Below are 11,355 nucleotides of genomic sequence, written 5' to 3'. Positions count from 1 at the left end.
GTCGGCAAGCCGACTCCTACAGAGAGGGTGTAGGAGCCGGCTTGCCGACGAAGGGCCTCACGCGCGACGCAACACGAAATCGCGAATCCGTTCCGCGGCTTCCACACACTCCGCCAGCGGCGCGACCAGCGCCATGCGCACACGTCCGGCACCGGGGTTGGTGCCGTCCACATCCCGCGACAGATAAGAGCCCGGAACCACGGTCACGTGCTCCTGCTCGAACAGGTCGCGGCAGAAGGCGGCGTCATCCCCGGCCACGTTCGGCCACAGGTAGAAGCTGCCGTCCGGGCGCTGCACGTCCATCACCGGCGCGAGGATCGCCAGCACCGCGTCGAACTTCTCGCGGTACAGGGCGCGGTTGGCGCGCACGTGCACTTCGTCGTTCCAGGCGGCGACGCTGGCCAGTTGGGTCTGCACCGGCATGGCGCAGCCGTGGTAGGTGCGGTACAGCAGGAAGCCCTTGAGGATCTCGGCGTCGCCGGCCACGAAGCCGGAGCGCAGGCCCGGCAGGTTGGAGCGCTTGGACAGGCTGTGGAACACCACGCAACGCTTGAAGTCCTTGCGGCCCAGTTCGACGCAGGCGCTGAGCAGGCCCGGCGGCGGGGTCTGTTCGTCGAAGTACAGCTCGCTGTAGCACTCGTCTGCGGCGATCACGAAGTCGTATTCGTCGGCCAGGGCGATCAGATTTTTCAGGGTGTCCAGCGGAATCAGTGCGCCGGTGGGGTTGCCCGGGGAGCACAGGAAGAGGATCTGGCAGCGCTGCCAGATCTCGGCCGGTACGGCGTCGAAATCCGGGTTGAAGCCGTTTTCGTCCAGGCACGGCAGGTAGTGCGGCTTGGCTCCGGCGAGGAAGGCTGCGCCTTCGTAGATCTGATAGAACGGGTTGGGGCTGACCACCAGGGCGTCGTCGCCGCGGTTGACCACGGTCTGGGTGAAGGCGAACAGGGCTTCGCGGGTGCCGTTGACCGGCAACACGTTGCGCGCCGGGTCGATCCAGCCGCTTGGCACGCCAAAGCGTCGCTCGCACCAGCCGCCGATGGCTTCACGCAGGGCCGGGATGCCCAGGGTCGTGGGGTAGACCGCCATCTGATCGAGGTTGCTGGCCAGGGCTTCGGCGACAAAACTCGGCGAGCGGTGCTTGGGCTCGCCGATGGACAGGGCGATGGGGCGCTTGTCCGGGTTGGGCGTCACGGTGCCGAGCAGGGCCCGCAGCTTTTCGAACGGGTAGGGCTGCAACTGGTTCAGAGCGTTGTTCATCGGTGCGTTTTCTCACTCAAAGCGGCGGTTCGGACCCTTCAGATGCTCAGGCGGGTCGTTTCGAGAGTCGGTTCGTGGCTGACACTCAACTGTTCGACGATCGCATCCTGCAAGCGGCTGCACAGCTGGGGGTCGGAAAGAGGCTGGTTGTGCGCATCGGTAATGAAGAACACGTCTTCCACGCGCTCGCCCAGGGTGGCGATCTTGGCATTCTGCAGCGACAGGTCGAACTCCAGGAAGATCTTGCCGATCCGCGCCAGCAGGCCAGGGCGGTCCGGGGCGCTGAGTTCGAGCACGGTCACCGGGCGCTGGGCGTCGTTGTGGATGGTCACCTCGGGCTCGAAGGCAAAGTGCTTGAGCTGGCGCGGCACCCGGCGCTGGATGATGGTCGGGTAATCGTCGGGGTTGCGCAGGGCGTCGGTCAGGCCCTTGCGGATCTGCTCGACCCGCTGCGGGTTGTTGCCGATGGATTCGCCGTCGTTGTCCAAGACGATGTAGGTGTCGAGGGTGAACTGGCTGCTGGAGGTGATGATGCGTGCGTCATGGATGTTCAGGTTGAGCTGGTCCATGGCGGCCACGGTCACCGCGAAGAAGTCGTGCTGGTCCGGGGCGTAGATGAAGATCTGGGTGCCGCCCTCGAACTCGCGTTGGGTGATTTCCTTGATCAGCACCAGTGGCCCGCCATCGGCCGGTTGCTGGAGGATCGCATCGCTGTGCCAGGCCACATCGCCGGCGGTGTGGCGCAGGAAGTAGTCGTCTCCCAGTTGCGACCAGAGTTGCTCGACTTCGTCCGGGTCGGTGCCGTTGCGCACCAGGATGTCCAGGGCGGCGCTCTGGGTCTGGCGGATCTGCTCTTCGCGGTCCACCGGGTTTTCCAGGCCGCGGCGCAGGGCACGCTTGGTTTCGGTGTAGAGCTGGCGTAACAGACTGGCGCGCCAGGAGTTCCACAGGGTCGGGTTGGTGGCGTAGATGTCGGCGACCGTCAGTACGTAGAGGTAGTCGAGGCGGGTCTGGTCGACCACGGTCTGGGCGAAGTCGTGGATCACCTGCGGGTCGGACAGGTCCTTGCGCTGGGCGGTGGTGGACATCACCAGGTGGTTCTGCACCAGCCAGACGATCAGCCGGGTGTCCCACAGAGGCAGTTGATGGCGCACGCAGAAGGCCTCGGCATCCACCGCGCCGATCTCCGAGTGGTCGCCGTGGCGGCCCTTGCCGATGTCATGGTAGAGGCCGGCCAGGTAGATCAGCTCGGGCTTGGGCAGCTTGCCCATGAGCTTGCTGGCCAGGGGGAATTTCTCGGAGATCGGCGTGTACTGCATCTTGCGCAGGTGCTTGATCAGATTCAGCGTGTGGGCGTCCACGGTATAGATGTGGAACAGGTCGTGCTGCATCTGTCCGACGATGAAGCCGAACTCCGGCAGGTAGCGCCCGAGGATGCCGTAGCGGTTCATCCGCCGCAGGTTGCGGTGGATGCCGATCTCGCATTTGAACAGTTCGATAAACAGGCTGGTGTTGCGGATATCGTGACGGAAGTCATCGTCGATCAGGTGCCGGTGCTCACGCAGCAGGCGGATGGTGTCGGCGCGCACGCCTTTGATCTCCGGGTGCTGGGCCATCAGCACGAAGATTTCCAGCATGGCGAACGGCGTGCGTTTGAACACGTTGTCGTTGATCGCCTCGATGTAGCCGTCGTGCAGTTGGAAGCGCGCGTTGATCGGCTGTGGCGGGGCTTCGTCCTCGGGGGCGAGGATCACCTCTTCGAAGTGCTGGATGATCAGGTCGCTCAACTGGGCGATGCTCATCACCACCCGGTAGTACTGTTGCATGAAGCTTTCAATCGACTGCTTGACGTCTTCACCGCTGAAACCCAGCAGCTCGGCGATGGAGCGTTGGTGATCCAGCAGCAGACGGTCTTCGGCGCGACCGGCGAGCATGTGCAGGGCGTAGCGGACCTTCCACAGGAACTCCTGGGAGGAGGCCAGCAGGGCGTTTTCGCTTTCCACCAGGAAGCCTTCGCCGGCCAGGGCCCGCAGGTTCAGGGTGCCGTACTGGCGCCGGGCGACCCAGAGAATGGTCTGGATATCCCGTAGGCCGCCGGGGGAGCCTTTGACGTTGGGCTCCAGGTTGTATTCGGTGTCGTTGTACTTGTGGTGGCGGGCCTTCTGTTCGGCGCGCTTGGCCAGGAAGAAGTCCTTGCTCGGCCACATGTGCGCGGTGCTGGTGACGTCCAGCATGCGCTGGCGCAGGTGCTCGGGGCCTGCGATGGTGCGGCTTTCCATCAGGTTGGTGATCACCGTCAGGTCGGCCCGGGCCTCCTCGGCGCACTCGTCCACCGAGCGCACGCTTTGCCCGACTTCCAGGCCGATGTCCCAGAGCAGGGTGAGGAAACGTTCGATGGAGTCGCGAAAGATCTCGTGATCGGCGCTGTCCAGGAGGATCAGCAGGTCGATGTCGGAATAGGGGTGAAGCTCGCCGCGGCCGTAGCCGCCGACCGCCACCAGGGCGATGTCGGCCTCTTTGCTCCAGGTGAACTGGTCCCAGGCCTTTTGCAGGATGTTGTCGATGAACCAGGCGCGATCCTCGATCAGCCGGCGGATTTCCCGTCCGCTGCGAAAGCGGTTGTCGAGCACTTCCCGTGCCTGGCGGATGGCTTTCTTGAAGGCGGCGATGGGGCTGGCCTTCAGTGCCAGTTCCGCCTGGAACTGGCCACGGTCGAAGAGTTCGGGATCCACCTGCGGCATCGATTGGCTTTCCTTTCTATCTATAAGGTCGGGACGCGGCGTTGTGGGTCAGGCAGATACCCGGGGGATGGTGTCATCGCTGCGCAGGGTGAAGATCTCGTAGCCGGTCTCGGTGACCAGCAGGGTGTGTTCCCACTGCGCCGAGAGCTTGCGGTCCTTGGTGATGGCGGTCCAGCCGTCGCCCAGTACCTTGGTGTCGGCCTTGCCCTGGTTGATCATCGGCTCGATGGTGAAGGTCATGCCGGCCTTGAGTTCCATGCCGGTGCCGGCGCGGCCGTAGTGCAGGATCTGCGGCTCTTCGTGGAATACCTTGCCGATGCCGTGACCGCAGAATTCGCGGACGACCGAGAAGCCGTTCTTTTCCGCGTGCTTCTGGATCACTTCGCCGATGTCGCCCAGGCGGCAGCCCGGCTTCACCAGTTCGATGGCCTTGTACATGCACTCCTGGGTGATCTGCGACAGGCGCTCGGCCCAGACCGGCACGCTGCCGACGTGGAACATGCGGCTGGTGTCGCCGTGGTAGCCGTCCTTGATGACGGTGACGTCGATGTTCAGGGTGTCGCCATCCTTCAGCGGCTTCTCATTGGGGATGCCGTGGCACACCACGTGGTTGATCGAGGTGCAGATCGACTTGGGGAAGCCCTTGTAGTTCAGCGGTGCCGGGATGGCGCCTTGCACATTGATGATGTAGTCGTGGCAGATGCGGTCCAGTTCTTCGGTGGTGACACCGGGTTTGACATGCTCGGCAATCATTTCCAGCACTTCGGCGGCCAGTTTGCCGGCGACACGCATTTTTGCGATGTCCTCGGGGGTTTTGAGGGTGACGGTCATACAGGCTCTCTTGGCGCTCAGTGGCGCGATATACACGGAATGGCTTGAAAACCTGCCCCGGCAAGGCTGGCGCCGGGATGGAATCAGTGAGGTTTTCGGAAGCCGCAAAGGTGCGATTCTAACAGACGCTCAGTGTAAATCTGAGGTTCTGCTGGCGCTTGTCTGCATACAATGGCGCATTCTGGGCTGATTCCAACAACTGGGCAAAAACTCCAGGGATCGGCGGATGTGAATCCGGGTTCCGTTTTGGCCCTTGCTGTGGTATAAAATGCGCCGCTTTCCGGGGATGCCCCGAAAAGCCCAAACCCACACACGTGTCGACACGATGACCTGGGTGCCCTCAGCACATGCTGTTGGTTGGTCATTGGGATACGTGGAGGCCTAACCCGACTTATTAAGGAACTATCATGTCCCAAGTCAACATGCGCGATATGCTGAAGGCCGGTGTGCACTTCGGTCACCAAACTCGTTACTGGAACCCGAAAATGGGTAAGTACATTTTCGGTGCGCGCAACAAGATTCACATCATCAACCTTGAAAAAACCCTGCCAATGTTCAACGAAGCTCTGACTTTCGTAGAGCGTTTGGCCCAGGGCAAAAACAAGATTCTGTTCGTCGGCACCAAGCGTTCCGCTGGCAAGATCGTTGCTGAAGAAGCAGCACGTTGCGGTTCGCCGTACGTCGATCACCGCTGGTTGGGCGGCATGCTGACCAACTACAAAACCATCCGTGCTTCCATCAAGCGTCTGCGTGACCTTGAAGTGCAGGCAGAAGACGGCACTTTCGCCAAGCTGACCAAGAAAGAGGCGCTGATGCGCACTCGCGATCTGGAAAAGCTGGATCGTTCCCTGGGTGGTATCAAGGACATGGGCGGCCTGCCTGACGCACTGTTCGTGATCGACGTTGATCACGAGCGCATCGCGATCACCGAAGCCAACAAGCTGGGCATCCCGGTCATCGGCGTTGTCGATACCAACAGCAGCCCGGAAGGCGTTGACTACATCATCCCAGGCAACGATGACGCCATTCGCGCCATCCAGCTGTACATGGGTTCGATGGCTGACGCTGTGATCCGTGGTCGCAACAACGTTGCTGGCGGCACCGAAGTGTTCGAAGAAGCTGCAGCACCGGCGGCTGAAGCCTGAGTAACTGACGCTTAGCGTTTACTCAGCACGCAAAAAGGGGGCTTGGCCCCCTTTTTGCCAACTCGAAAATCATTTCGTCGTCGCGCCCCGACAGATTCTGTCATCCGGGGCTGTTATGAAATGAATTCGGGGCAGCGCCCAAGAATTGAACGCCCGTTCGATCGGGTGGAATGGTTGAAAACCTATCCAAGAGGATTTTGAAAATGGCAGAGATTACTGCAGCGTTGGTCAAAGAACTGCGCGAGCGTACCGGCGAAGGCATGATGGATTGCAAAAAGGCCTTGACCAAGGCCGGCGGCGACATCGAGAAAGCCATTGATGACATGCGTGCTTCCGGCGCCATCAAGGCTGCCAAGAAAGCAGGCAACGTGGCTGCTGAAGGTGCTATCGCCATCAAGGACGACGGTAAAGCCGCTGTCCTGCTGGAAGTGAACTCGCAGACCGACTTCCTGGCTCTGCAGGACGACTTCAAGGCATTCGTTGCTGCCAGCGTTGAAAAAGCGTTCGCTGACAAGCTGACCGACGCCGCTCCGCTGATCGAAGCTCAAGAAGCCGATCGTCTGATCCTGGTCGGCAAGACCGGTGAGAACGTCAACATCCGTCGTCTGGCTCGCGTTGAAGGTGACGTGGTCGGTACTTACCTGCACGGTAACAAGATCGGTGTTGCGGTCGTTCTGAAGGGCGGCTCCGTTGAGCTGGCCAAAGACATCGCCATGCACGTAGCGGCAAGCAACCCTGAGTTCCTGCTGCCTTCGCAGGTTTCTGCCGAAGCCATCGAGCGCGAAAAAGCTGTGTTCCTGCAGCTGAACGAAGACAAGATGAAAGGCAAGCCAGCCGAAATCGTCGAGAAAATGATCGCTGGCCGTATCAGCAAGTTCCTGGCTGAAGCCAGCCTGGTTGAGCAAGCGTTCGTCAAGGATCCAGAAGTCACCGTAGGTGCTCTGGCCAAGAAAGGCGGTGCTGAAATCGTTTCCTTCACTCGTTTCGCCGTAGGTGAAGGCATCGAGAAGAAAGAAGACAACTTCGCTGAAGAAGTCGCTGCACAGCTGGCTGCTGCCAAGCAACAGTAAGACGGTTTTTCAACTGTCGCCCAGAAGAGGCTGCCCGCTCACGCGCGCAGCCTCTTTTCAAATGGGCAGGGCAATTTTGTTGTTTTACCTCGGAACCGGTTTACAAAGTCGTGTTCTGATGGCGCTGTGACAGCGTCACGCTAGAGTGAACGCAGGCTGAAAACAGCCCGCAAAGAATTTTTAAATACGCCGCAGGAGAGATTCGCAATGGCTCAGCAGGGCAGTGGTTATCAAGCTCGCTATAAACGCATTCTACTCAAGCTTAGCGGCGAGGCCCTGATGGGCTCGGAAGAGTTCGGGATCGACCCCAAGGTGCTCGATCGCATGGCGCTGGAAGTCGGCCAACTGGTTGGCATCGGTGTCCAGGTAGGTTTGGTGATCGGTGGTGGCAACCTGTTCCGTGGCGCCGCATTGAGCGCAGCCGGGATGGATCGGGTCACGGGCGACCACATGGGCATGCTGGCCACTGTGATGAACGCCCTGGCCATGCGCGATGCGCTGGAACGTGCGAATATCTCGGCCATCGTGATGTCCGCTATTTCGATGGTCGGTGTGACCGATCACTATGACCGTCGCAAGGCCATGCGCCACCTGAACTCCAAAGAAGTGGTGATTTTCGCGGCCGGTACCGGCAACCCGTTCTTCACTACCGACTCCGCAGCCTGCCTGCGCGCCATCGAGATCGATGCCGATGTCGTGCTCAAGGCAACCAAGGTCGACGGTGTTTACACTGCAGACCCGTTCAAGGACCCGCATGCCGAGAAGTTCGATCATCTGACTTACGATGAAGTGCTGGATCGCAAGCTGGGAGTGATGGACCTGACGGCTATCTGCCTGTGCCGCGACCACAAGATGCCGCTGCGGGTATTCAACATGAACAAGCCCGGCGCCCTGCTGAATATCGTGCACGGTGGCGCTGAAGGAACCCTGATCGAGGAAGGCGAACAATGATCAACGAAATCAAGAAAGACGCCCAGGAACGCATGAAGAAGTCCCTGGAATCGCTGGCCCATGCATTCGGCCAGATCCGCACCGGCAAGGCGCACCCCAGTATCCTGGGCAGCGTGATGGTGCCTTACTACGGTACCGACACGCCGTTGAGCGGCGTTGCCAACGTGACCGTGAAAGACTCCCAGACTCTGCAGGTCGTGCCGTTCGAGCGCAACATGCTCGGCGCCATCGACAAGGCCATTGGCAGTGCCGGTCTTAACCTCAACCCGACCAACCTGGGCGAGCTGCTGCTGATCAAGATGGCGCCGCTGACCGAGGAAACCCGCAAGGGCTTCACCAAGCAGGCGCGTGCCGCCGCCGAGGACGCACGGGTTGCTGTGCGCAACATTCGTCGCGATGCCCTGGGCGAGTTGAAGAAGCTGACCAAGGACAAGGAAATCAGCGAAGACGAAGAGCGCCGTGGCAGCGCCGAAATCGACAAGCTGATCAAGGACTTTGAAGCTCAGATCGCCAAGGCGACTGAGGAAAAAGAAAAGGACTTGATGGCCGTTTAAGGGTCAGGCGTTTTCATGGAAAAGACCAAGCAGTCCGTGTTGTCCTCGGTGCCGCGCCATGTCGCGATCATCATGGACGGAAATAACCGCTGGGCCAAAAAACGCTTCATGCCGGGTGTTGCCGGGCATAAGGCGGGTGTCGATGCGGTACGTGCAGTGATCGAAGTGTGCGCTGAGGCCAAGGTCGAGGTGCTGACCCTGTTTGCCTTTTCCAGTGAAAACTGGCAACGCCCGGCTGATGAAGTCAGCGCCTTGATGGACCTGTTCTTCAAGGCGTTGCGTCGTGAGGCCAAGCGCCTCAACGAGAACAACATCAGCTTGCGGATCATTGGCGATCGTTCGCGCTTTCATCCCGAACTGCAGGCGGCGATGCGCGAGGCGGAAGCCATTACCGCCGGTCCTGATCGTTTCATCCTGCAGATTGCCGCCAACTATGGCGGGCAGTGGGATATCGCCCAGGCAGCCCAGCGCCTGGCGCGCGAGGTCCAGGCCGGTCATCTGCGGCCCGAGGACATCACTCCGGGCCTGTTGCAGACCTGTCTGGCAACCGGCGATCTGCCATTGCCGGACTTGTGCATCCGTACCGGCGGCGAACATCGCATCAGTAACTTCCTGCTGTGGCAACTGGCCTATGCCGAGTTGTATTTCTCCGACCTGTTCTGGCCGGACTTCAAACACGAAGCCATGCGCAATGCGCTGGCCGATTACGCATCTCGCCAGCGGCGCTTCGGTAAGACGAGCGAGCAGGTCGAGGCTGGAGCCCGGGTTTAATGCTTAAACAACGAATCATTACGGCACTGATCCTGCTGCCGATCGCTCTGTGCGGGTTTTTCCTGCTGGAAGGGTCGGGGTTTGCCCTGTTCATCGGTCTGGTGGTGAGCCTGGGAGCCTGGGAATGGGCGCGCCTGGCTGGCTTCGAAGCGCAGCCGGCTCGGGTCGCCTTTGCCCTGGTGGTGGCGGCGATGCTGTTGCTCATGCACCTGGCTCCGGGCGTTGCGCCTTGGGTGCTGGGCGCCGCGGTGCTGTGGTGGGCGGTGGCGACGTTCCTGGTGCTGACTTATCCGCGCACCAGCGAGCACTGGTCGGGAGTCGCGCCCAAGCTGGTGATTGGTCTGTTGATCCTGTTGCCAGCCTGGCAGGGCCTGGTGTTCATCAAGCAGCTGCCACTGGGTAACTGGTTGATCATGTCGGTCATGGTGCTGGTGTGGGGCGCGGACATTGGTGCCTATTTTTCCGGCAAGGCTTTCGGCAAGCGCAAGCTGGCGCCCCAGGTCAGTCCTGGCAAGAGCTGGGAAGGCGTGTATGGCGGCCTGGCCTTGAGCCTGGTGATCACCGCTGTGGTCGGGCTGGTGCGTGACTGGAGTGTCGGGCAGATTCTGCTGGGGCTGCTGGGAGCAGCCATCGTGGTGTTTATTTCCGTGGTCGGTGATCTGACCGAGAGCATGTTCAAGCGTCAGTCGGGCATCAAGGACAGCAGTAACCTGTTGCCGGGTCATGGTGGCGTGCTCGATCGGATCGACAGCCTGACGGCGGCTATCCCGGTTTTTGCGGTGCTGCTGTGGGTGGCCGGACTGTGAGTGCTGTCCAGCAGGTAACGGTTCTGGGGGCTACGGGTTCCATAGGTCTGAGCACCTTGGACGTGATTGCCCGTCATCCGGAGCGCTATCAGGTGTTTGCCCTCACCGGGTTCAGTCGTCTGGCGGAGTTGCTGGCATTGTGCATTCGCCACGTGCCGCGCTTTGCGGTGGTGCCGGAGGTGGCCGCCGCCAGCCGCTTGCAGGAAGAGCTGCGGGCTGCCGGTCTGTCGACCCAGGTTCTGGTGGGTGAGCAAGGTTTGTGTGACGTCGCGTCGGCGCCTGAGGTCGATGCGGTGATGGCGGCGATTGTCGGGGCGGCGGGTTTGCATCCGACCCTGGCCGCTGTAGAGGCTGGCAAGAAGATTCTGCTGGCCAACAAGGAAGCGTTGGTGATGTCCGGCGCGCTGTTCATGCAGGCGGTGGGCAAGAGTGGTTCGGTGCTGCTGCCCATCGACAGCGAGCACAATGCGATCTTTCAGTGCATGCCCGCCGACTTCTCTCGGGGTTTGGGGGCAATCGGGGTGCGACGGATTCTGCTGACGGCCTCAGGCGGTCCATTCCGTCAGACGCCGCTGGCCGAGCTTGAGCGTGTCTCGCCCGAGCAGGCGTGTGCCCATCCGAACTGGTCCATGGGGCGCAAGATTTCCGTGGATTCGGCGAGCATGATGAACAAGGGCCTGGAGCTGATCGAGGCCTGCTGGTTGTTCGATGCCAGGCCTTCACAGGTTGAAGTGGTGGTGCATCCCCAGAGCGTGATTCACTCCCTGGTGGATTATGTCGACGGTTCGGTGCTGGCGCAGTTGGGTAATCCTGATATGCGCACGCCGATCGCCAATGCCCTGGCCTGGCCGGAGCGTATCGACTCCGGTGTTGCGCCGCTGGATCTGTTTGCGATTGCCCGTCTGGACTTCGAAGCGCCCGACGAGCAGCGGTTTCCTTGTCTGCGGCTGGCGCGTCAGGCTGCCGAGGCGGGAGGCAGTGCCCCGGCGATGCTCAATGCAGCCAACGAAGTGGCGGTTTCGGCGTTTCTCGAACGGCGCATCCGTTATCCGGAAATCGCGAGTATCATCGACGAAGTTTTGGTCCGTGAGCCTGTAGTCTCAGTCAATGAACTCGATGCGGTGTTTGCGGCGGACGCCAAGGCCCGGAGCCTGGCGGAACAATGGTTGCAGCGTAACGGGCGATAGGATGCGCGACCGCGCGAGTGGCGGCGAACCGGATTGCGGAGA

At 61.1% G+C, this 11,355-nt stretch carries 10 protein-coding genes; 7 read left to right on the top strand and 3 right to left on the bottom strand.

The window, feature by feature from the left end; translation table 11 throughout:
- Positions 1-57: 57 nt before the first annotated feature.
- From dapC to map, 3 genes are read right to left on the bottom strand one after another with little or no spacing between them, the layout of a single operon-like run.
- Entirely contained in the window at positions 58-1,257 is a 1,200-nt protein-coding gene (gene dapC / locus GGI48_RS08935; protein ID WP_179597905.1) for a succinyldiaminopimelate transaminase, read from the bottom strand.
- A 38-nt stretch (positions 1,258-1,295) separates the two neighbouring features.
- Positions 1,296-3,998 carry a [protein-PII] uridylyltransferase gene (locus GGI48_RS08930; protein ID WP_016962577.1) on the bottom strand — a complete coding sequence of 901 codons (2,703 nt, stop codon included), beginning with the start codon at positions 3,996-3,998 and terminating at the stop codon, positions 1,296-1,298.
- 48 nt (positions 3,999-4,046) lie between these two features.
- Positions 4,047-4,829 carry a type I methionyl aminopeptidase gene (gene map, locus GGI48_RS08925; RefSeq protein WP_179597903.1) on the bottom strand — a complete coding sequence of 261 codons (783 nt, stop codon included), beginning with the start codon at positions 4,827-4,829 and terminating at the stop codon, positions 4,047-4,049.
- Between the two features lie 407 nt (positions 4,830-5,236).
- Here map and rpsB point away from each other — a divergent pair, with 407 nt between their 5' ends.
- From rpsB to ispC, 7 genes are all read left to right on the top strand, one after another.
- On the top strand, positions 5,237-5,974 hold the full coding sequence (gene rpsB, locus GGI48_RS08920) for a 30S ribosomal protein S2 (RefSeq protein WP_011059524.1): 738 nt from the start codon (positions 5,237-5,239) through the stop codon (positions 5,972-5,974).
- Positions 5,975-6,177: 203 nt separating this feature from the next.
- A complete protein-coding gene (gene tsf, locus GGI48_RS08915; RefSeq protein WP_016962579.1) occupies positions 6,178-7,044 on the top strand; it encodes a translation elongation factor Ts in 867 nt (288 codons plus the stop codon).
- A gap of 207 nt (positions 7,045-7,251) precedes the next feature.
- Positions 7,252-7,995: a UMP kinase gene (gene pyrH, locus GGI48_RS08910; protein ID WP_011059526.1), complete on the top strand. Its 744-nt coding sequence runs from the start codon at positions 7,252-7,254 to the stop codon at positions 7,993-7,995.
- Positions 7,992-8,549 (top strand): ribosome recycling factor, encoded by a 558-nt coding sequence (frr, locus tag GGI48_RS08905; RefSeq protein ID WP_011059527.1) that lies wholly within the window; start codon positions 7,992-7,994, stop codon positions 8,547-8,549. Before pyrH ends, frr begins: the two co-directional genes overlap by 4 nt.
- Before the next feature lie 15 nt (positions 8,550-8,564).
- The gene (uppS, locus tag GGI48_RS08900; protein ID WP_047302041.1) at positions 8,565-9,320 is read left to right on the top strand and encodes a polyprenyl diphosphate synthase; all 756 of its coding nucleotides are present in this window, start codon (positions 8,565-8,567) and stop codon (positions 9,318-9,320) included.
- Entirely contained in the window at positions 9,320-10,126 is an 807-nt protein-coding gene (locus GGI48_RS08895) for a phosphatidate cytidylyltransferase (RefSeq protein WP_179597901.1), read from the top strand. Before uppS ends, GGI48_RS08895 begins: the two co-directional genes overlap by 1 nt.
- Positions 10,123-11,313, top strand: coding sequence for a 1-deoxy-D-xylulose-5-phosphate reductoisomerase (gene ispC / locus GGI48_RS08890; protein ID WP_179597899.1), 1,191 nt, complete (start codon positions 10,123-10,125; stop codon positions 11,311-11,313). Before GGI48_RS08895 ends, ispC begins: the two co-directional genes overlap by 4 nt.
- The last annotated feature ends 42 nt before the right edge of the window (positions 11,314-11,355 follow it).

The sequence above is a fragment of the Pseudomonas protegens genome, from assembly GCF_013407925.2.
Taxonomy (GTDB): Bacteria; Pseudomonadota; Gammaproteobacteria; order Pseudomonadales; family Pseudomonadaceae; genus Aquipseudomonas; species Aquipseudomonas fluorescens_AP.
This window is presented reverse-complemented; position numbering and strand designations above follow the sequence as displayed.

Bases quoted from the DNA above. Each gene is read 5' to 3' on its own strand.
- dapC (WP_179597905.1), bottom strand. From the start codon at position 1,257: ATGAACAACGCTCTGAACCAGTTGCAGCCCTACCCGTTCGAAAAGCTG.
- GGI48_RS08930 (WP_016962577.1), bottom strand. From the start codon at position 3,998: ATGCCGCAGGTGGATCCCGAACTCTTCGACCGTGGCCAGTTCCAGGCG.
- map (WP_179597903.1), bottom strand. From the start codon at position 4,829: ATGACCGTCACCCTCAAAACCCCCGAGGACATCGCAAAAATGCGTGTC.
- rpsB (WP_011059524.1), top strand. From the start codon at position 5,237: ATGTCCCAAGTCAACATGCGCGATATGCTGAAGGCCGGTGTGCACTTC.
- tsf (WP_016962579.1), top strand. From the start codon at position 6,178: ATGGCAGAGATTACTGCAGCGTTGGTCAAAGAACTGCGCGAGCGTACC.
- pyrH (WP_011059526.1), top strand. From the start codon at position 7,252: ATGGCTCAGCAGGGCAGTGGTTATCAAGCTCGCTATAAACGCATTCTA.
- frr (WP_011059527.1), top strand. From the start codon at position 7,992: ATGATCAACGAAATCAAGAAAGACGCCCAGGAACGCATGAAGAAGTCC.
- uppS (WP_047302041.1), top strand. From the start codon at position 8,565: ATGGAAAAGACCAAGCAGTCCGTGTTGTCCTCGGTGCCGCGCCATGTC.
- GGI48_RS08895 (WP_179597901.1), top strand. From the start codon at position 9,320: ATGCTTAAACAACGAATCATTACGGCACTGATCCTGCTGCCGATCGCT.